This is a genomic window from Sphingomonas sp. S-NIH.Pt15_0812, assembly GCF_003951315.1.
In the GTDB taxonomy this organism is placed as follows: Bacteria; Pseudomonadota; Alphaproteobacteria; order Sphingomonadales; family Sphingomonadaceae; genus Sphingomonas.
The window spans coordinates 166,339-185,591 of sequence record NZ_QLJH01000001.1; the positions used below are offsets into that span (position 1 = coordinate 166,339).

General features: G+C 66.6%; 18 protein-coding genes. 14 read left to right on the plus strand and 4 right to left on the minus strand.

Going from position 1 to position 19,253, the window contains the following annotated elements:
• Positions 1 to 3 precede the first annotated feature (3 nt).
• The 3 genes from BRX43_RS00675 to BRX43_RS00685 all read right to left on the minus strand — a co-directional run bounded on the left by BRX43_RS00675 (position 4) and on the right by BRX43_RS00685 (position 2,450).
• Positions 4 to 459 carry a hypothetical protein gene (locus BRX43_RS00675; RefSeq protein WP_125992893.1) on the minus strand — a complete coding sequence of 152 codons (456 nt, stop codon included), beginning with the start codon at positions 457 to 459 and terminating at the stop codon, positions 4 to 6.
• Between the two features lie 5 nt (positions 460 to 464).
• Positions 465 to 950, minus strand: coding sequence for an ImmA/IrrE family metallo-endopeptidase (locus BRX43_RS00680; protein ID WP_125992894.1), 486 nt, complete (start codon positions 948 to 950; stop codon positions 465 to 467).
• 120 nt (positions 951 to 1,070) lie between these two features.
• Complete coding sequence (locus tag BRX43_RS00685; protein ID WP_125992895.1) at positions 1,071 to 2,450, minus strand: methyl-accepting chemotaxis protein; 1,380 nt, start codon at positions 2,448 to 2,450, stop codon at positions 1,071 to 1,073.
• 186 nt (positions 2,451 to 2,636) lie between these two features.
• Here BRX43_RS00685 and sdhC point away from each other — a divergent pair, with 186 nt between their 5' ends.
• The 4 genes from sdhC to BRX43_RS00705 are packed head-to-tail and all read left to right on the plus strand — an operon-like array spanning position 2,637 to position 6,154.
• The gene (gene sdhC / locus BRX43_RS00690; protein ID WP_125992896.1) at positions 2,637 to 3,047 is read left to right on the plus strand and encodes a succinate dehydrogenase, cytochrome b556 subunit; all 411 of its coding nucleotides are present in this window, start codon (positions 2,637 to 2,639) and stop codon (positions 3,045 to 3,047) included.
• A complete protein-coding gene (sdhD, locus tag BRX43_RS00695) occupies positions 3,047 to 3,424 on the plus strand; it encodes a succinate dehydrogenase, hydrophobic membrane anchor protein (protein WP_125992897.1) in 378 nt (125 codons plus the stop codon). The genes sdhC and sdhD overlap by 1 nt, the downstream gene beginning before the upstream one ends.
• Positions 3,424 to 5,226, plus strand: coding sequence for a succinate dehydrogenase flavoprotein subunit (gene sdhA / locus BRX43_RS00700; protein WP_125992898.1), 1,803 nt, complete (start codon positions 3,424 to 3,426; stop codon positions 5,224 to 5,226). Before sdhD ends, sdhA begins: the two co-directional genes overlap by 1 nt.
• Before the next feature lie 22 nt (positions 5,227 to 5,248).
• Positions 5,249 to 6,154 (plus strand): glycoside hydrolase, encoded by a 906-nt coding sequence (locus tag BRX43_RS00705; RefSeq protein WP_241214691.1) that lies wholly within the window; start codon positions 5,249 to 5,251, stop codon positions 6,152 to 6,154.
• Positions 6,155 to 6,374: 220 nt separating this feature from the next.
• On the opposite strand, the gene BRX43_RS00710 is transcribed toward BRX43_RS00705, so the two are convergent.
• Positions 6,375 to 7,382: an SDR family oxidoreductase gene (locus tag BRX43_RS00710; protein ID WP_125992899.1), complete on the minus strand. Its 1,008-nt coding sequence runs from the start codon at positions 7,380 to 7,382 to the stop codon at positions 6,375 to 6,377.
• 113 nt (positions 7,383 to 7,495) lie between these two features.
• Between BRX43_RS00710 and BRX43_RS00715 the strand changes: the two genes are divergently transcribed.
• The 10 genes from BRX43_RS00715 to lpdA all read left to right on the plus strand — a co-directional run bounded on the left by BRX43_RS00715 (position 7,496) and on the right by lpdA (position 18,877).
• Positions 7,496 to 8,071 carry an ATP-dependent Clp protease proteolytic subunit gene (locus BRX43_RS00715; RefSeq protein ID WP_125992900.1) on the plus strand — a complete coding sequence of 192 codons (576 nt, stop codon included), beginning with the start codon at positions 7,496 to 7,498 and terminating at the stop codon, positions 8,069 to 8,071.
• An 89-nt stretch (positions 8,072 to 8,160) separates the two neighbouring features.
• On the plus strand, positions 8,161 to 8,952 hold the full coding sequence (locus BRX43_RS00720) for a succinate dehydrogenase iron-sulfur subunit (protein ID WP_125992901.1): 792 nt from the start codon (positions 8,161 to 8,163) through the stop codon (positions 8,950 to 8,952).
• Between the two features lie 149 nt (positions 8,953 to 9,101).
• Positions 9,102 to 10,208, plus strand: a complete 1,107-nt coding sequence (zapE, locus tag BRX43_RS00725; protein WP_125992902.1) for a cell division protein ZapE — start codon at positions 9,102 to 9,104, stop codon at positions 10,206 to 10,208.
• 139 nt (positions 10,209 to 10,347) lie between these two features.
• Entirely contained in the window at positions 10,348 to 11,310 is a 963-nt protein-coding gene (mdh, locus tag BRX43_RS00730; protein WP_125992903.1) for a malate dehydrogenase, read from the plus strand.
• A gap of 86 nt (positions 11,311 to 11,396) precedes the next feature.
• Positions 11,397 to 11,666, plus strand: coding sequence for a GIY-YIG nuclease family protein (locus tag BRX43_RS00735; RefSeq protein ID WP_125993010.1), 270 nt, complete (start codon positions 11,397 to 11,399; stop codon positions 11,664 to 11,666).
• A gap of 54 nt (positions 11,667 to 11,720) precedes the next feature.
• Positions 11,721 to 12,605 (plus strand): succinate--CoA ligase subunit alpha, encoded by an 885-nt coding sequence (gene sucD, locus BRX43_RS00740; RefSeq protein ID WP_125992904.1) that lies wholly within the window; start codon positions 11,721 to 11,723, stop codon positions 12,603 to 12,605.
• A gap of 107 nt (positions 12,606 to 12,712) precedes the next feature.
• Positions 12,713 to 15,673 (plus strand): 2-oxoglutarate dehydrogenase E1 component, encoded by a 2,961-nt coding sequence (locus BRX43_RS00745; protein ID WP_125992905.1) that lies wholly within the window; start codon positions 12,713 to 12,715, stop codon positions 15,671 to 15,673.
• A 124-nt stretch (positions 15,674 to 15,797) separates the two neighbouring features.
• Positions 15,798 to 17,000 (plus strand): 2-oxoglutarate dehydrogenase complex dihydrolipoyllysine-residue succinyltransferase, encoded by a 1,203-nt coding sequence (gene odhB / locus BRX43_RS00750; RefSeq protein WP_125992906.1) that lies wholly within the window; start codon positions 15,798 to 15,800, stop codon positions 16,998 to 17,000.
• A 95-nt stretch (positions 17,001 to 17,095) separates the two neighbouring features.
• On the plus strand, positions 17,096 to 17,383 hold the full coding sequence (locus tag BRX43_RS00755; protein WP_125992907.1) for a GIY-YIG nuclease family protein: 288 nt from the start codon (positions 17,096 to 17,098) through the stop codon (positions 17,381 to 17,383).
• Positions 17,384 to 17,479: 96 nt separating this feature from the next.
• A complete protein-coding gene (gene lpdA, locus BRX43_RS00760) occupies positions 17,480 to 18,877 on the plus strand; it encodes a dihydrolipoyl dehydrogenase (protein ID WP_125992908.1) in 1,398 nt (465 codons plus the stop codon).
• The last annotated feature ends 376 nt before the right edge of the window (positions 18,878 to 19,253 follow it).

Here is a 19,253-nt window from a genome sequence, read left to right on the forward strand (position 1 = left end):
TTGCTACTGGTCGGGGGATTGCTCGGACCGATCCGCGATACGGCGGGGGCGTTCTGGTTGTAGCCCAGCCGTTTTCTTGCGAGATGTCTTTGACCGCTTGTCGCGTTGCGCCGTGCTGCCGTCCGAAAAGAGGAACTTCACGGCAATCAGCCCTAGCGCGATGACCTGTAGGAATGTCTCGATTGTAACGGTGGTGATAAACCATTGGTAAGCTGAGAAATTTAGTTCTCCCGAGCCGATGGCTATGGCAAGGCCGCAATTGAAGATAATGAGGATCGAAAGCCAAATAATAATGGCCCAGGACCATTTGTGCCGCAATCTGTAGAAAGACCGGCGGCCGGCAATTTCAACGGCAATATATTCGGCGTCCACAAGCATGGACTGTTTGCCGCTATCTTCCTGGCTAGGGCGTGACTCGATCGAATTCTCGGCTCGATCGCGCGTGATGCCCCGCGCCATTCGGCTTACATCCAGTTCAAGCGATTGAGAATAACGGCGTTTGACACGCCAAACAATCTGGCCAGTTCGGTAGGAGTGGCAAAATCCTTATACTTTTTCAAAAGTGGTGTTGGGACAAGAAGATGCGCGGCAAATGCATCTGCTTCCTTTTCTTCGTCCGGTTTGTCGCCATCGTACTCATTCATTCGGTTGAATACCCGATAGTCGTCGGATATGGTATAGTCCGCATGAAGAATGTGATGGGCCAGCTCGTGGGCTATCGTAAATGTCTTGCGATTGGGGTGTGTCGCTTGGTTGACAACAATTTGCTGCTTGTTCGGCACGATGAAGCCTGAAATGCTATCGCTGACGTCTGGCTTTAATCGAGCATATACAACCTCAAGGCCCATCGCCTCGGCTAATGCCTCTGGGTCGACGGGCGGCGTATTGATCTTGTATCGTTTTAGAAGGGCCGCGGCTGCTGTCTCGGCCTTCTTGTAATTGGCGGCCACGGCGTCACTCCGCTACAATGATGGCCTTAGATATAGGGTGCGCGTAGGTATGTGGCAAATCCAGCTCCGCGACCCGGCGCGCTTTTGTCGGAAGCGCGCTTCGGTCCATGAGGCAAGCGTTTAGGCCGCCACCTTCGCCACGAAATCCCCCGCGCTGGCCTTGAGCGTGCCGAGCCGGCCGTCGAGCGAGTCGAAGCCGCGACCGACGCCGTCGATCTCGGAGGCGACGGTCTCGGTATCCTCGCGGATCGCGGCGATGGTGCTCGACATCGAGTCGGCGGCGAGCGCGGTCTCGTCGACGGCGGCGGTGATCGCGGTCACGGTTTGCGCCTGCGCCTCCATCGCATAGCGGATGCGATCGGCACTTTCCTGCACCTCATGGACGGTGGACTTGATCGAGGCGTTGGTCTCGACCGTGCCGCGAGTCGCCGACTGGATCGCGGCGATCTTGGCGGCGATGTCGTCGGTGGCCCGCGCGGTCTGGCTGGCGAGGCTCTTCACCTCCTGCGCCACCACCGCGAAGCCGCGCCCGGCATCGCCCGCGCGCGCCGCCTCGATCGTGGCGTTGAGCGCGAGCAGGTTGGTCTGCCCGGCGATGTCGCGGATCAGGCCCAGGATCGATTCGATCGACTTGGCATGGTCGGACAGCGCCTCCGACATGCCGACCGCCTGGCCCGCCTGGGCCGAGGCGCGGGTGGCGATCTCGGCGGCGGCCTCGACCTCGATCCGCGCATCCTCGATCGCGCGGATCAGGCCGGCGGCGGTCTGCGCCGCCTCGCGCATCGCGACGGCGGACTGTTCGGCGGCGGCGGCGACTTCGGACGCCTTGCCCAGCATCCCGCGCGCGAGCAGCGACGCCTTGTCGCTCTGCTGGCGCAGGTGCGAGCTGCTCTGGCTCGCCTCCTCGACCGTCTCGCCGATATTCTCGCGGAACTCGCCCGCCAAGCGCGCGCGCGTGCCCTGCGCGGTATGGTCGATGAAGCCGGCATAGAGCGCGACGGTCAGCTCCGTCTCCAGCGCGAACAGCCGCATCAGCGTGTCGGTCAGGCGCGCGCGGTCCGGATGATCGCCGTCGAGCCGGCTCATCAGCGCCTTGAGCGCGGCGCGGTCGCTGGCGCAGGACATGGCGAGCATGTCCATCGTGCCGACCCCGGCGCTATAGGCTGCCGCGACCGACCGTTCGAGCGACTCGACCCAGGCGATGCCGGCCAGGTCGCAGAACCGGTTGCGCAGATAGGCGCGTCCCGCCTCCAGCAGGCGGCTATGGTCGAGCGGGCTCCATTCGGCCGCGCCGGGATTGGCGGTGCGGTAATGCGCCCAATAGGCCATGACGATATCGTCGAGATCCTCCTCGATCATCGCGTAGAGCGCGCGCGCATCGCCGACCAGCGCGCCGTCGCCGCCGTCAAAGGCGCGGATGCGGGCGGTCATGTCGATGCCGGCCGCGATCGTGCCGGGCACGGGAAGATCGTTCGCGCTGCTGGCGCCGCTGGTGGTCATGCCGAAGACGTCCCCTGAAATTCGTGACCGTCACGCTAGGCCCGTTACGTTAACGGCGGGTTAGAAAAAGGAACGGAAGCGAGTGCAATCGGGCATCCCATGTGACATCCGGAGCATGCTTGGCTTGCATCGCGGCCGCGTGCGCCTCATAGGGCGGCGGAATTGCATCGATCGAGGACCGTCGCCTTGGCTTCCCGTAATCCCGCCCGGCCGCTGAGCCCGCATCTCCAGATCTGGCGCTGGGGACCGCATATGCTGGTCTCCATCCTTCACCGCGCGACCGGCAGCGGCATGGCGACGGTGGGGTCGCTGCTGCTCGTCTGGTGGCTGGCGGCGCTGGCCGGCGGCGCGGAAAGCTACGCCACGTTCCGCGGCCTGTTCACCACCGACAGCGGCGCGCTGAACGTGTTCGGCATCATCATCGGCGTGGGGCTGACGCTGTCGCTGTTCCAGCACATGATGTCGGGCATCCGCCACCTGTTCCTCGACACCGGTGCCGGCTTCGAACTGAAGACCAACAAGACCTTCGCCATGCTGACCATGGTCGCGTCGGTGACGCTGACCGCGGTCTTCTGGCTCTATCTGGGGATGAAGTGATGCGTTCGTCGCTCGGCCGTGTCCGGGGCCTCGGCTCCGCCAAGGAAGGTACGCATCACTGGTGGTATCATCGCCTGACGGCGGGATCGAACCTGGTGCTGATGCTGTGGCTGCTGATCGCGATCGCGCGCCAGCCGGCCTATGACTATGCCACGCTGCACGCCTGGATGCAGAGCGCCTGGGTGGCGGTGCCGATGGCGCTGCTGATCCTGTCGGTCTTCTATCATTTCCGCCTGGGCCTGCAGGTGGTGATCGAGGATTACCAGCATGACGAGAGCCGCGTCGTGCTGCTGGTCCTGCTCAACTTCTTCGTGGTGGCGCTGGGCGCCACCGCCATCTTCTCGATCCTGAAGATCGCCTTCGGAGCCGCCGCCTGATGTCCGCTGCCTATAAGATCATCGACCATACCTATGACGCGGTGGTCGTCGGGGCGGGCGGGTCCGGCCTGCGCGCGACCATGGGGATCGCCGAGGCGGGGCTGAAGACCGCCTGCATCACCAAGGTGTTCCCGACCCGCAGCCATACGGTCGCGGCGCAGGGCGGCATCGCCGCCTCGCTCGGCAACAACACGCCGGACCATTGGTCCTGGCACATGTACGACACCGTCAAGGGGTCGGACTGGCTGGGCGACCAGGACGCGATCGAATATCTGTGCCGCGAGGCGCCGCAGGCGGTGTACGAGCTGGAACATGCCGGCGTGCCGTTCAGCCGCAACGCCGACGGCACCATCTACCAGCGCCCGTTCGGTGGCCACATGCAGAATATGGGCGATGGCCCGCCGGTGCAGCGCACCTGCGCCGCCGCCGACCGTACCGGCCACGCCATGCTGCACGCGCTCTACCAGCAGTCGCTGAAATATGACGCGGACTTCTACGTCGAATATTTCGCGCTCGACCTGATCATGGAGAACGGCGTGTGCCGGGGCGTGATCGCCCTGTGCATGGAAGACGGCTCGATCCACCGGTTCCGCGCGCATAACGTCGTGCTGGCGACCGGCGGCTATGGCCGCTGCTACTTCTCCGCCACCTCGGCGCACACCTGCACCGGCGACGGCAATGCGATGGTGCTGCGCGCCGGCCTGCCGCTCCAGGACATGGAGTTCGTGCAGTTCCACCCGACCGGCATCTACGGCGCGGGCGTGCTGATCACCGAGGGCGCGCGCGGCGAGGGCGGCTATCTGACCAATTCCGAGGGCGAGCGCTTCATGGAGCGCTACGCCCCCTCGGCGAAGGACCTGGCGTCGCGCGACGTCGTGTCCCGCTCCATGGCGATGGAGATGCGCGAAGGGCGCGGCGTCGGCGAGCACAAGGACCATATCTACCTGCACCTGGATCATATCGATCCCAAGGTGCTGGCGGAGCGGCTGCCCGGCATCACCGAGACGGGCAAGATCTTCGCGGGCGTCGACCTGACCCGCCAGGCGCTGCCGGTGACGCCGACCGTCCACTACAACATGGGCGGCATCCCGACCAACTATCATGGCGAGGTCGTCTGCCTGAAGGACGGCAATCCCGACCATGTCGTCCCCGGCCTGTTCGCGGTGGGCGAGGCGGCCTGCGTGTCGGTGCACGGCGCCAACCGGCTGGGCTCCAACTCGCTGATCGACCTGGTCGTGTTCGGCCGCGCCACGGGTCTCCGTATCAAGGACCAGCTGAAGCCCGGCACGCCGCACAATCCGCTGCCCAAGGGTTCGGAGGAGCTGGCGCTCAGCCGTCTCGACCGGTTCCGCAACGCCAATGGCGGCACGCCGACCGCGAAGCTGCGCACCGAGATGCAGCGCACCATGCAGAAGCATTGCGCGGTGTTCCGCGACTCGGCGCTGCTGACCGAGGGCGTGGCGAAGATGAAGGACATCTACGCCGGGATGCAGGACGTGTCGGTCAAGGACCGCTCGCTGATCTGGAACACCGACATGGTCGAGACGCTGGAGCTCGACAATCTGATGGCGCAGGCGACGGTGACGATCCAGGCTGCCGCGAACCGCAAGGAATCGCGCGGCGCGCACATGCACGAGGATTTCCCCGAGCGTGACGATGCGACCTGGATGAAGCACACGCTGACCAGCTTCGATGGCTGGGGCGGGCAGGGCGGCGGCGTTGCGATCGACTATCGCCCGGTCCATGACTACACGATGACCGACGATATCGACTATATCAAGCCGAAGAAGCGCGTCTACTGATCGCGCCTGGGGCCCGGCGGCGATGGCGACGTCGCCGCCGGGCATGGCGGTCATGCGCACCCTGTCCGGCCTTCTCGCCCTGCTGATCGCGGCACCGACCATCGCGCAGCCGGCGGCACCGGTGGTGACCGCGCCGCCGGCCGTCTATGCCACCGATCCCTTCTATGCCCGCTATGTCGATGCGGGCGGTATCCCGATCCTGTCCTCGACCCGCACGCCCGACCGGGCGCTGTTGCTGGCGCGCGAGATCGTGCTGTCGATGCTGGCCAAGCGCCCCGACATCGCCGCCGAACTCCGCCGCGAGGGGCTGCGCGTCGCGATCATGGCGGCGGACGAGTCGACGCTGGACATTCCCGAACAGCGCCACTGGAAGAAGCCGGCGATCAACGATCCCCGCCTGACCCGGTGCGAGCGGAAACATTATCCCGAGCGGATCGGCCGGCTGACCGACCGGCAATATTGGGACTATCGCGCGCGCGGCATGGGCGGGTTGCTGACCAGCGCGGCGGCGGAGAACCTGCTCGCCGGGCCGAACGACCGCTATCACGGCCAGAACACCTTTGTGCACGAGTTCAGCCACGCCATCTTCCGCGCGGCGGCGCGGATCGACCCGGCCTTTTTCCGCCGGGTGGAGAAGGCCTATTTCCACGCCCGCGAGACGGGATTGTGGAAGGATGAATATGCCTCGACCACGATCGAGGAATATTGGGCGGTCGGCACGCAATTCTGGTTCAACTCCGCGCCGCTCGCCAGCTTCGGCGCGGTGCGGGTGCTGTCGGACGCGGATTTGAAGGCGTATGACCCGCGTCTCCATGCGGTGCTGGCGGAGGTCTATGCCGGGCACCAGGCGGCGGGCGACCTGTTCTGGCAGCATCCCGACCGCGTGCCCAAGGGGCCGATCCCGGAATATACCGCCGAAGTGTGTTGAGCCGGGGCGGGGGCGATTATCCCGCCAGTGTCGGGTATCGTTGCCCGCGCCCGCGTGCCTCTTTCTGCCACCACCCCGGCGCAGGCCGCGGTCCAGTGCCGGAACGTGTCGGACCACTTGCAGACCTCCCCCGACTGGGCCCCGGCCTTCGCCGGGGTGGTGTGGTGCCGGGGTGGTGCGCCGGGATCGTCGGCGATCTCCTTCGCAGCGCGGGCGGAAATCAGGTCCGCCGGCGACCTGCCCACCACCAGGCCACCGCCGAACCCGCCAGTCCCGCCAGGATCGCGCTCGTCGTGCCGGGGTGGAGCGCCGCACTGGTGTAGAGGCTGGTCTTGCGCGCATGGGGATGCTCGCCCGACCGGATGCGCCCGGCCCCGACGCCCCATTTCAGGTTGCTCGGCTCCGGCTGCGTCTTGCGCGGGTCGGTGAAGGCCTTCGCGCCGATCGGGGCGAGCCACTCGAACAGGGTGGGGAAGTGATTGGCGAACAACACCTGCGCCAGACCGCCGCCGCCGACCGTGATCGTCCGGCGCGACGTCACCGCACAGGCCAGGATCGCGTCCGCGACCAGTTGCGGATCATAGATGGGCGGCGGGATTTGGCCCTCGCCGCCTTCATGATTGGCGGCGTGCTGGCCGATCGGCGTGTCGATGCCCGACGGCTTGATCAAGGTCACCGAAATCGGGACGCCGGCGGCCTGCAATTCCATTCGGAGCGCCGCGACATAGGCCTTGGTCGCGTGCTTGGACGCCGCATAGGCGCCCATGACAGGGCTGGGCATGTCCGACACGGTCGAGCCGACCGTGATCAGCGCGCCGCCCTGCTTGGTCAGATGCGGGACCGCCGCCTTGCAGCCATGGACCACGCCAAAATAATTGGTGCGGAACAGGCGCTCATGCTCGTCGTCCGGCGTCTCCATCAGCTTGGCATAGAGGGCGACGCCGGCATCGTTGACCCAGGTGTCGATGCGGCCGAACACCTCCACCGCATAATCGGCCGCCGCCTGCACGCCGGCGGCATCGCCGACATCGGCGGCCTTGGCCTCGACCCGCAGGCCCTCCGCCTGCCACCGGGCGACCAGGTCGCGCAGCACATCCTCCGACCGGGCGACCATCAGCACCCGGGCGCCCGCCTCCGCCGCCGTCCGCGCGGTGGCCAGGCCGATGCCCGAGCTCGCGCCGGTGATGACAATCACTTGTTCGTTCAATGGCTTGAGTCGGATTGCCATGCTGATGCTCCTGCTGGTCGGCACCTCCAACAGGGGGGAGGGGGCGGAGTTCCCCCGCAAATAAAGACCGGGACGGCCGGAACCCCGCCCCCCTTGTCCCGGTTTGCCGCGCCATGACTGATCAGCCCAACACCGCCCTGCAATATCCGCTGCTCGCGGCGCCGCATATCCAGCTCTACGGCACCGTGGACGAAGCGATGTATGCCAGCTTCAAGCAACAATATGCCGACGCCCCGACCGAAGGGCCGCTGGTCGTGTCGATCACGACGCTGGGCGGCGATCCCGAAATGGCGCGGGCGATGGGCGACTCGATTCGCCTGCTGCGCGACTATACCGGCCGCGAGGCGCTGTTCCTGGGCAAGGTGGCGGTCTATTCCGCGGGTGCGACCTTCATGTCGGCCTTTCCGGTCCATTGCCGCTTCCTGACGCGCGGCACGCGGCTGATGATCCATGAGCGGTCGCTGACCTCGACCGTGCAGCTCAGCGGCCCCCTGTCGACGCTGCCCGACATCCTGAAGGCCAAGCTGCACGAGATCGAGCATTCGATGCGCATCCAGGACGAGGGCTTCGCCGCGATCGTCAAGGGATCGCGGCTGACGCTGGACGACCTCAAGTCGCGCGCCACCGCCAATTGGTATGTCGATGCGGCCGACGCGCTGGACCTGGGACTGGTGCTGGACGTGATATAAAGCACTGGAGAGGGCGAACGGACCATCACGGGGTTGCGCCGCCGCCGCTAAGGGCATAGCGGGAACGTAATCAGAGATCGGGACGTATCATGGCCGAATTCGCCCTTCCCAAGAACAGCAAGATCACCAAGGGGCAGCACCATGCTGCGCCCGTAAAGGCGCCCGACCGCAAGCGCATGAAAGCGTTCAAGGTCTATCGCTACGACCCGGACAGCGGCCAGAACCCGCGCTACGACACGTTCGAGGTCAATCTGGACGAGTGCGGGCCGATGGTGCTCGACGCGCTCATCAAGATGAAGAGCGAGCAGGACAGTTCGCTGACCTTCCGCCGTTCGTGCCGCGAGGGTATTTGCGGATCGTGCGCGATGAACATCGACGGGCGCAACGGCCTGGCCTGCACCACCGCGATCGAGGATGTGAAGGGCGAGGTCCGCATCACCCCGCTGCCGCATATGGACGTGGTCAAGGACCTGGTGCCGGACTTCACGCACTTCTATGCGCAATACAGTTCGATCAAGCCCTGGCTGCAGACGGTGACGCCGCCGCCCTCGGGCAAGGAGCGGCTCCAGGCGCCGGAGGACCGCGCCAAGCTGGACGGTCTGTACGAGTGCATCCTGTGCGCCTGCTGCTCGACCAGCTGCCCCAGCTATTGGTGGAACAGCGACAAGTTCCTGGGCCCGGCGATCCTGCTCCAGGCCTATCGCTGGCTGGCCGACAGCCGCGACGAGATGACCGGCGAGCGGCTCGACGCGCTGGAAGACCCGTTCCGCCTCTATCGCTGCCACACCATCATGAACTGCGCGAATGTCTGCCCCAAGGGTCTGAACCCCGCCAAGGCGATCGCCGAGATCAAGAAGATGGAAGCCGAGCGGATCGTCTGATCGCGCTTGCGGGATGACAGGACCGGCGGGGCAGCGATCATGCCCCCCGCCGGTCGTTTCACTCCCATGATCAAGGCCCTTTCGACAGGGCTCGACCCAGGGCGCCCGCCCGGTCCGCGCGGGGAACGACCCGCCGGCTGGAAGGCCCGATGACCGTCCTCACCGCCTATCACGCGCTGCTCGCCGCCGGCGAGCTACGCCCCGATCCCGAACAGGCCGCCGCCGCCGCCCGGCTCGACCGGCTGGCCGGCGAACTCCAGGCCGCGCCGCGCCGCGGCTCGTTGCTCTGGCGGCTGGCCGGGCGCAAGCCGCAGGCGCCGCGCGGCCTCTATCTGTGGGGTGGGGTGGGGCGCGGCAAGTCGATGCTGATGGACCTGTTCTTCGACCAGCTGGCGATCGAGCGGAAGCGGCGCGTCCATTTCTCCGAGTTCATGCTCGAGGTCCATGCCCGCATCAACGAGGAGCGGCGCAAGGAAGTCGGCGATCCGATCCCGCCGGTCGCGGCGGCGCTGCGCGACGAGGCGCGGCTGCTCGCCTTTGACGAGATGATGGTGACCAACAGCCCCGACGCGATGATCCTGTCGCGGCTGTTCACCGCGCTGATCGAGGCGGGGGTGACGGTGGTCACCACCTCCAACCGCGCGCCAACCGACCTGTACAGGAACGGCCTCAACCGCGAACATTTCCTGCCCTTCATCGCGCTGATCGAGCAGCGGCTCGACGTGCTGGCGCTGAACGGTCCGGTCGATTACCGGCGCGACCGGCTGGGGTCGCAGGACACCTGGCTGGTGCCGAACGGGCCGGAGGCGACCGCCGACCTTTCCGCCGCCTTCTTCCGGCTGACCGACCATGAGGTGAGCGAGCCGATCCCGGCCGACGATCTGGTCGTGCAGGGGCGGACGCTCCACGTGCCCAAGGCGTTGAAGGGCGTGGCGGTCTTCTCGTTCAGGAAATTGTGCGGCGAGGCGCGCGGCGCGGCCGATTACCTGGCGGTGGCGCGGCGCTATCATACGGTGATCGTGGTCGGCATCCCGCGCCTGGGGCCTGAGAACCGCAACGAGGCGGCGCGCTTCGTCGCGCTGATCGACGCGCTGTACGAGCATAAGGTCAAGCTGCTCGCCGCCGCCGATGCACAGCCCGACCGATTGTACGAGTCCGGCGACGGGGCGTTCGAATTCCAGCGCACGGTCAGTCGGCTGGAGGAGATGCGGTCGGACGATTATCTCGACGCGGGTCATGGGACCGTGTCCGCCTGAGCAGAGGATGAACGCTTGTTGATCCTGCGAACCATTATCAAAACTAATCCTTAAGCCTTGCGCTTTAGCGGTTGCCCTCGGCCTATGATGGGCGTAGGCGGCGTGACCAATCGCTCGCCTCAGGACGGAGATGGATTGGATGGCCCGTAAGAAGATCGCGCTGATCGGCGCCGGTAATATCGGCGGCACGCTCGCGCACCTCGCAGCGCTCAAGGGTCTGGGCGATATCGTCCTGTTCGACGTGGTCGAGGGCGTTCCCCAGGGCAAGGCGCTCGACCTGTCGCAGTGCGGCCCGGTCGAGGGCTTCGACGCCACGATCACCGGCACCAACGACTATGCCGACATCGCCGGCGCGGACGTCATCATCGTCACCGCCGGTGTCGCGCGCAAGCCCGGCATGAGCCGCGACGACCTGCTCGGCATCAACCTGAAGGTGATGAAGGCGGTGGGCGAGGGCATCAAGGCCAACGCCCCCGACGCCTTCGTGATCTGCATCACCAACCCGCTCGACGCGATGGTCTGGGCGCTGCGCGAATTCTCCGGCCTGCCCGCCCACAAGGTCGTCGGCATGGCCGGCGTGCTCGACTCGGCGCGGTTCAGCCACTTCCTCGCCGAGGAGTTCGGCGTGTCGGTGAAGGACGTGAACACCTTCGTGCTGGGCGGCCATGGCGACACCATGGTGCCGGTGCTGGAATATTCGACCGTCAGCGGCATCCCGGTCAGCGACCTGATCGCGATGGGCTTCTCCACCCAGGAGAAGGTCGACGCGATCATCAAGCGCACCCGTGGCGGCGGCGGCGAGATCGTCGCGCTGTTGAAGACCGGCTCGGCCTATTACGCGCCCGCGACCAGCGGCATCGCGATGGCGGAGGCGTATCTGTACGACCAGAAGCGTATCCTGCCGGCGGCGGCGCACCTGTCGGGCGAATATGGCATCGACAACCTCTATGTCGGCGTGCCCGTGGTGATCGGCGCCGGCGGCGTCGAGAAGGTCGTCGAGGTCAAGCTGACCGACGAGGCCAAGCAGAACCTGCAGGTGTCGGTCGACGCCGTGAAGGAGCTGCTGGTCGCGTGCAAGGGCATCGACGGGACGCTGGCGTAAGATTGGAAAGATGAATCCACCCCGGCGAAGGCCGGGGTCCAGTTGGGAAGGCCGTTGTGAGGGACGAGGCCGCTGCCGTCTACATCATGGCAAGCGGCCGCAACGGCACTCTCTACATCGGGTCGACGAGCAATCTGCCAAAGCGGGTCTGGGAACATCGCAACGGCGTCGTCGACGGGTTCACGAAGGATTATGGTTGTCACCACCTTGTCTGGTACGAGGTGACGGGCAGCCGGGACGCCGCACGGCAGCGCGAGCTGCAGATGAAGCAATGGAAGCGAGCCTGGAAACTGCGTGAGATCGAAGGCTTCAATCCCGGATGGGATGATCTGTACGATCATATCGCTCTTCCATGACCGCCTTCCCAACTGGACCCCGGCCTTCGCCGGGGTGGTAAGGACGAAAAGCAGATGAGCATCCTCGTCGACCGGAATACCAAGGTCATCACCCAGGGCATGACCGGCGAGACCGGCAGCTTCCACACCAAGGCGGCGCTGGACTACGGCACGCAGATGGTCGGGGGCGTCACGCCCGGCAAGGGCGGCACCGAGCATCTCGGCCTGCCCGTGTTCAACACGGTGGCGGAGGCCAAGTCGAAGACCGGCGCCGACGCGTCGGTCATCTACGTGCCGCCGCCCTTCGCCGCCGACTCGATCCTGGAGGCGATCGACGCCGAGATCCCGCTGATCGTCTGCATCACCGAGGGCATCCCGGTGCTGGACATGGTCAAGGTGAAGCGCGCCTTGTCGGGCAGCAAGTCGCGGCTGATCGGCCCGAACTGCCCCGGCGTGCTGACCCCCGGCCAGTGCAAGATCGGCATCATGCCCGGCTCGATCTTCAAGGAAGGCTCGGTCGGCGTCGTGTCGCGCTCGGGCACGCTGACCTATGAGGCGGTGTTCCAGACTTCCAACGCCGGTCTGGGCCAGACCACGGCGGTCGGCATCGGCGGCGATCCGGTCAACGGCACCAACTTCATCGACGTGCTGGAGCTGTTCCTGGCCGACGAGGCGACCAAGTCGATCATCATGATCGGCGAGATCGGCGGCTCGGCCGAAGAGGAAGCGGCGCAGTTCCTGCGCGACGAGGCCAAGCGCGGCCGGAGCAAGCCGATGGCAGGCTTCATCGCCGGCCGCACCGCGCCTCCGGGTCGTCGCATGGGCCATGCCGGCGCGATCGTGTCGGGCGGCCAGGGCGGCGCCGAGGACAAGATCGCGGCGATGGAAGCGGCCGGGATCAAGGTCGCGGCGAGCCCCAGCGAACTCGGCTCGACGCTGCTGTCGGTGCTGAACGGTTAAGCAAATAGCCGTCAGGTCGGCGCGGGCCGGCCTTCGGGTCCCGTCGGGCATGTCGCCCGGCCGGACCCGGACCCCGGCACGGCCGGGGTGGCGGAGGAGACGGTAAAATGGGCTACGAAGGTCAGGATTTCAGCGACGTCGCGTCGGGCGTCAGCCCCGCGTTCATCGAAGCGCTCTATGCCAAATACCAGGCATCCCCGTCGGAGGTGGAGCCCGGTTGGCGCGCCTTCTTCGAAGGACTGGAAGCCGGACCCTCGCAGCCCAGCTGGCAGAGCAGCCGCTGGCCGCTGACCACCACCGACGATCTGACCGCCGGGCTCGACCCGACGCAGATGGAGCCCGCGCCCAAGCCAGCGCGCGGCGGCAAGCCCGCCCCCGCGGCGGCGGCCCCGGCGGCGACCCAGGCCGATATCGTCAAGGCGGCCGGCGACGCGATCCGCGCGCAGCTGCTGATCCGCACCTACCGGGTGCGCGGCCACTTGGCCGCCAATCTCGACCCGCTGGGCCTGGCCAAGCGCGAGATGCCCGAGGATCTGCGTACCGACTATCATGGCTTCAGTGATGCCGATCTCGACCGTCCGGTCTATCTGGGCGGCACGATGGGCTTCGAATGGGCGACGATCCGCCAGCTCGTCGACACGCTGCGCAAGAATTACTGCGGCAATGTCGGCCTCGAATATATGCACATCGTCGATGTCGAGGAGCGCCGCTTCCTGCAGGAGCGGATGGAGGGCCAGGACAAGGCGATCGAGTTCACCCAGGACGGCAAGAAGGCGATCCTGAACAAGGTGATCGAGGCCGAGCAGTGGGAGAAGTTCCTGGGCCGCAAATATGTCGGCACCAAGCGCTTCGGCCTGGACGGCGGCGAGTCGATGATCCCGGCGCTCGAGTCGGTGATCAAATATGGCGGCCAGATGGGCGTTCGCGAGATCGTGTTCGGCATGGCGCATCGCGGCCGCCTGAACGTGCTCGCCAATGTCATGGCCAAGCCGCTGCGCGTGATCTTCCACGAGTTCGCCGGCGGTTCGGCCAATCCCGACGACATCGGCGGCTCGGGCGACGTCAAGTATCACCTCGGCACCTCGACCGACCGCGAGTTCGACGGCCACACCGTCCATATGTCGCTGGTCGCCAACCCGTCGCATCTGGAAGCGGCGGACCCCGTGGTGCTGGGCAAGACCCGCGCGATCCAGACGATCGCGGGCGACCTGACCGACCACAGCGCGTCGCTGCCGGTGCTGATCCACGGCGACGCGGCCTTTGCGGGCCAGGGCATCGTCTGGGAGTGCCTCGGCTTCTCGGGCATCCGTGGCTATAACACGGGCGGCTGCGTCCACTTCATCATCAACAATCAGGTGGGCTTCACCACCAGCCCGCAATTCGCGCGCTCCTCGCCCTATCCGTCGGACGTGGCCAAGGGCGTCCAGGCCCCGGTCTTCCACGTCAATGGCGACGATCCGGAGGCGGTGACCTTCGCGACCAAGATGGCGATGGAGTTCCGCCAGAAGTTCCACCGCGACATCGTCATCGACATGTGGTGCTATCGCCGCTTCGGCCATAACGAGGGCGACGAGCCGGGCTTCACCCAGCCGCTGATGTACAAGGCGATCAAGGATCACCCGCCGGTCAGCGCCATCTATGCCAAGCGGCTCGCCGCCGAGGGCGTGGTGGACCAGGCCTGGGTGGACGACAATGTCGGCCAGTACGTTACCCGGCTGGAGGGCGAGTTCGAGGCGGGGGCGAGCTACAAGCCGAACCGCGCGGACTGGTTCGCCGGCCGCTGGACCGGCCTGTCCGCCCCGACCGAGGGCGAGGCCGCGCGCCGCACCGCCGAGACGGGCATCACGCCCAAGCTGTTCGACAGCCTGGGCCGTACGCTGACCACGGTTCCCGAGAGCATCCAAATCCACAAGACGCTGTCGCGCGTGATCGATGCCAAGAAGCAGATGTTCGCGACCGGCGGCAATTTCGACTGGGCGACCGGCGAGGCTCTGGCCTTCGGCTCGCTGATGTCGGAGGGCTATGGCGTCCGCCTGTCGGGGCAGGATTCCGGGCGCGGCACCTTCTCGCAGCGTCACGCCGTCTGGGTCGACCAGACCGACGAGCACAAGTACGTGCCGCTGACCACGGTCGAGCATGGCCGGTTCGAAGTGCTCGACTCGCCGCTCAGCGAATATGGCGTGCTCGGCTTCGAATATGGCTATGCGCTCGCCGATCCGAAGACGCTGGTGATGTGGGAGGCGCAGTTCGGCGATTTCGTCAACGGCGCGCAGATCATGATCGATCAGTTCATTGCGAGCGGCGAGGCCAAGTGGCTGCGCGCCAACGGCCTGGTGATGCTGCTGCCCCATGGCTATGAGGGCCAGGGTCCGGAGCATAGCTCGGCGCGGCCGGAGCGGTTCCTGCAACTGTGCGCGGGCGACAATATGCAGGTCGCCAACTGCACCACGCCGGCCAACTATTTCCACCTGCTGCGCCGGCAGATGCATCGCAGCTTCCGCAAGCCGCTGATCGTGTTCACGCCCAAGTCGCTGCTGCGCCACAAGCTGGCCACGTCGACCGCGGCGGATTTCCAGGGCGACTCGCACTTCAAGCGCATCCTGTCCGACACCAATGGCGCGCCGGATGCCGAGACGAAGCGCGTGGTGCTGTGCACCGGCAAGGTCGCCTATGACCTGATCGAGGCGCGCGACGCGGCGAACGATACCGGTACGCAGATCATCCGCGTCGAGCAGCTCTATCCCTTCCCGGGCGAGCCGCTCGCCGAGCGTCTGGCGCGGATGCCGCAGCTCGAGGACGTGGTCTGGGCGCAGGAAGAGCCGCGCAACCAGGGCTATTGGTTCTTCGTCGAGCCGCTGATCGAAGAGGCGCTGGCCAAGGCGAACGCATCGGTGCAGCGCGCGCGCTATGCCGGTCGCGCGGCGGCGGCGTCGCCCGCCACCGGCCTGATGAAGCGTCACCAGACCGAGCAGGGCGCGCTGATCGCCGACGCGCTCGGCCACAATGTCCGCGACGAGATCCGTCGCGGCCGCGAAACCGACCGCAAGGGCGGCAAGGCGGCGTCCTGAAGTCCCCGGCCGGCCGTGGCATAGACCCGGCCGGCCGATTATCTCATCCCGCGTAACGGCCGGACGATCCGGCGTTTGCGCCACTGGACCCGGACCCTCCGCCGGGTGGAAGGAAGCAGCGAAGATGGCCACCGAAGTTCTCGTCCCCGTGCTGGGCGAATCGATCACCGAAGCCACGGTCGGCGAATGGCTGAAGCAGCCGGGCGACAAGGTCGCCGCCGACGAGCCGATCGCCAGCCTGGAGACCGACAAGGTCTCGGTCGAAGTGCCCTCGCCGGTCGCGGGCGTGATGGGCGAGCATGCCGTGAAGGTCGGTGACACGGTGCAGGTCGGCGCGCTGCTGGCGACCGTCGACGCCGGCGGCAGTGCCGCCGCCGCGCCGACCCCGGCGCCGCAGCCCGCCGTCACCGAGTCGCCCGCCGCCGCCCCGGCGAACGCCGCCGCCGCGCTGTCGCCCTCGGTGCGTCGTGCGGTGCTGGAGCATGGCGTCGATCCCTCGACGATCACCGGCACCGGCAAGGACGGCCGCCTGACCAAGGAAGACGTCGCCGCCGCCGCCTCGTCCAAGCCGGCTGCCGCTGCATCGGCGCCGGCTCCGGCCGCTGCGCCTGGCGCCGCGTCGGGCGGTCGCAAGGAAGAGCGCGTCAAGATGACGCGCCTGCGCCAGACCATCGCCAAGCGCCTGAAGGAAGCGCAGAACAGCGCCGCGATGCTGACGACGTTCAACGACGTCGACATGAGCGCGGTGATCGAGGCGCGCGCCAAGTACAAGGACCTGTTCGAGAAGAAGCATGGCGTCCGCCTGGGCTTCATGGGCTTCTTCGTGAAGGCCGCGACCATGGCGCTGAAGGACATCCCGTCGGTCAACGCCTCGATCGAGGGCGACGAGATCGTCTATCACGACTATGCCGACATCTCGGTCGCGGTCAGCGCGCCGAACGGCCTGGTCGTGCCGGTGATCCGCGACGCGCAGGACCTGTCGGTCGCCGGCATCGAGAAGACGATCGGCGACTTCGGCAAGCGCGCCAAGGACGGCACGCTGAAGATGGACGAGATGAAGGGCGGCACCTTCACCATCTCGAACGGCGGCGTGTTCGGCTCGCTGATGTCGACCCCGATCATCAACCCGCCCCAGTCGGCGGTGCTCGGCCTCCATCGGATCGAGGAGCGGCCGGTCGTGGTCGGTGGCCAGGTCGTGGTGCGCCCGATGATGTACCTCGCGCTCAGCTACGACCATCGCCTGATCGACGGTCGCGAGGCGGTGACCTTCCTGGTCGCGCTCAAGAACGCGATCGAAGACCCGACGCGCATCCTGATCGACCTTTGATCCGTGCTCCTGCGGAAGCAGGAGCCTAGGGTCGCAGGTGTTTCGCTGCGTGGCTCTGGGTTCCTGCGTTCACAGGAACACGGTGGAGGTGTTCGATGGCGCCGGGCTATGTCTACATCACGGCGAGCCGGCGTAACGGCACCCTCTATATCGGTGTGACCAGCGATCTGGTCCGGCGTGTCTATCAGCATCGTAACGGCCTGATAGACGGGTTCACCAAGGAATATGGTTGTACGCTGCTTGTCTGGTACGAAGGCAGCGACGACATACAGGCGGCTCGCCAGCGTGAGCTGCAGACGAAGAAGTGGAAGCGGGCCTGGAAGATCGAATCGATCGAACAGGACAACCCGCAGTGGAAAGATATGTACGAGACGCTGTTCTGACCCGTGCTGCTGCGAACGCAGGAGCCCAGAGCCACAGGCGGTGTCGCGCATAACCCTGGGCTCCTGCGTTCGCAGGAGCACGAAGGAGCGAGTGTGATGGCAGACCAGTACGACTATGACGTCCTCGTGATCGGCGCCGGCCCCGGCGGCTATGTCGCGGCGATCCGCGCCGCGCAGCTGGGCCTGCGCACCGCCTGCGCCGAAAGCCGCGAGACGCTGGGCGGCACCTGCCTCAACGTCGGCTGCATCCCGTCCAAGGCGCTGCTGCACGCGTCCGAGCTCTACGAGGAGGCGACCGGCGGTCACCTGGCGAAGTTCGGCGTCAACTTCCAGGGCGTCAGCCTCGACCTGGACCAGATGCATGCCGAGAAGGCCAAGGCGGTCAAGGAACTGACCGGCGGCATCGAATTCCTGTTCAAGAAGAACAAGGTGACCTGGCTGAAGGGCCGTGCCGCCTTCCAGGACGCGCACCGCGTCGAGGTCGGCGGGCAGGTCGTCACCGCCAAGGACATCGTGATCGCGACGGGATCGTCGGTGACCCCGCTGCCCGGCGTCGCGATCGACCAGAAGGTCGTGGTCGATTCGACCGGCGCGCTGGCGCTGCCCAAGGTGCCCGAGCATCTGGTGGTGATCGGCGGCGGCGTGATCGGGCTGGAGCTGGGCTCGGTCTGGCGGCGTCTGGGGGCGAAGGTGACGGTGGTCGAATATCTCGACCAGATCCTGCCCGGCTTCGACGGCGAGGTCCGCAAGGAATCGGCCAAGCTGTTCAAGAAGCAGGGCTTCGAACTGATGACCGGCACCAAGGTGACCGGCGTGACCGTCGAGGGCGACCGGGCCAGCGTGCAGGTCGAGCCGGCGGCGGGCGGCGAGGGCCAGGTGCTGGCCGCCGACGCGGTGCTGGTCGCGATCGGCCGCAAGCCGAACATCGACGGGCTGCAACTGGAAGCGGCCGGCGTCGCGCTGACCGAGCGCGGCCAAGTCGGCATCGACCATGACTTCCGCACCAACGTGCCCGGCATCTGGGCGATCGGCGACGTCGCCCCCGGCCTGATGCTGGCGCACAAGGCCGAGGACGAGGGCGTCGCGGTGGCGGAGAATATCGCCGGGCAGACCGGCATCGTGAACCACGACGTCATCCCCTCGGTCGTCTACACCATGCCCGAGATCGCTGGCGTCGGCCTGTCCGAGGAGGCCGCCAAGGCCAAGGGCGAGGTGAAGGTCGGCAAGTTCCCGTTCATGGCGAACAGCCGCGCCAAGACGAACCGCGACACGGACGGCTTCGTCAAGATCATCGCCGACGCCCAGACCGACCGGGTGCTGGGCGTGTGGATCGTCTCGTCGCTCGCCGGCACGATGATCGCGCAGGCGGCGCAGGCGATGGAATTCGGCGCGACCAGCGAGGACATCGCCTATACCTGCCACGCGCACCCGACCCATTCGGAAGCGATGAAGGAGGCCGCGATGGCGGTGCAGGGCAAGCCGATCCACATCTGATTCGCTGCTCTGGATTCATAAGGGGTGTCACCGGTCGCGGCCGGTGACACCCCTTTGTCGTATGGGGAATCGGGGATCTGACCGCCGCGTTCGCCATTATCCACTGCAAGGCTGTTCGATGCTCAACGGAATGATGGCCTTTCTCGGATAGGTCATCCCGGCTTCCGCAGAACCTCCGCGAAGGTCGAGCAGATAGGGCGGACAGGCTTGCGCCCCTGACGAGGCAGGACCCTGGAACCCGATGCCGGCCTGTTCTGGGGATCGTCATCGCGAGCGCAGCGAAGCGATCCACGGCCGCGCGTGACGCCCTGGATTGCTTCGCTGCGCTCGCAATGACGGGGTGGGCCGCCTCCGTGTCATCCTGTTCCAGAGCCGG

Bases quoted from the DNA above. Each gene is read 5' to 3' on its own strand.
- BRX43_RS00685 (WP_125992895.1), bottom strand. From the start codon at position 2,450: ATGACCACCAGCGGCGCCAGCAGCGCGAACGATCTTCCCGTGCCCGGC.
- BRX43_RS00715 (WP_125992900.1), top strand. From the start codon at position 7,496: ATGACTGATCAGCCCAACACCGCCCTGCAATATCCGCTGCTCGCGGCG.
- mdh (WP_125992903.1), top strand. From the start codon at position 10,348: ATGGCCCGTAAGAAGATCGCGCTGATCGGCGCCGGTAATATCGGCGGC.
- BRX43_RS00705 (WP_241214691.1), top strand. From the start codon at position 5,249: ATGGCGACGTCGCCGCCGGGCATGGCGGTCATGCGCACCCTGTCCGGC.
- lpdA (WP_125992908.1), top strand. From the start codon at position 17,480: ATGGCAGACCAGTACGACTATGACGTCCTCGTGATCGGCGCCGGCCCC.
- odhB (WP_125992906.1), top strand. From the start codon at position 15,798: ATGGCCACCGAAGTTCTCGTCCCCGTGCTGGGCGAATCGATCACCGAA.
- sdhD (WP_125992897.1), top strand. From the start codon at position 3,047: ATGCGTTCGTCGCTCGGCCGTGTCCGGGGCCTCGGCTCCGCCAAGGAA.
- BRX43_RS00755 (WP_125992907.1), top strand. From the start codon at position 17,096: ATGGCGCCGGGCTATGTCTACATCACGGCGAGCCGGCGTAACGGCACC.
- BRX43_RS00710 (WP_125992899.1), bottom strand. From the start codon at position 7,382: ATGGCAATCCGACTCAAGCCATTGAACGAACAAGTGATTGTCATCACC.
- BRX43_RS00735 (WP_125993010.1), top strand. From the start codon at position 11,397: ATGGCAAGCGGCCGCAACGGCACTCTCTACATCGGGTCGACGAGCAAT.
- zapE (WP_125992902.1), top strand. From the start codon at position 9,102: ATGACCGTCCTCACCGCCTATCACGCGCTGCTCGCCGCCGGCGAGCTA.
- BRX43_RS00720 (WP_125992901.1), top strand. From the start codon at position 8,161: ATGGCCGAATTCGCCCTTCCCAAGAACAGCAAGATCACCAAGGGGCAG.
- sdhA (WP_125992898.1), top strand. From the start codon at position 3,424: ATGTCCGCTGCCTATAAGATCATCGACCATACCTATGACGCGGTGGTC.
- sucD (WP_125992904.1), top strand. From the start codon at position 11,721: ATGAGCATCCTCGTCGACCGGAATACCAAGGTCATCACCCAGGGCATG.
- BRX43_RS00675 (WP_125992893.1), bottom strand. From the start codon at position 459: ATGGCGCGGGGCATCACGCGCGATCGAGCCGAGAATTCGATCGAGTCA.
- BRX43_RS00745 (WP_125992905.1), top strand. From the start codon at position 12,713: ATGGGCTACGAAGGTCAGGATTTCAGCGACGTCGCGTCGGGCGTCAGC.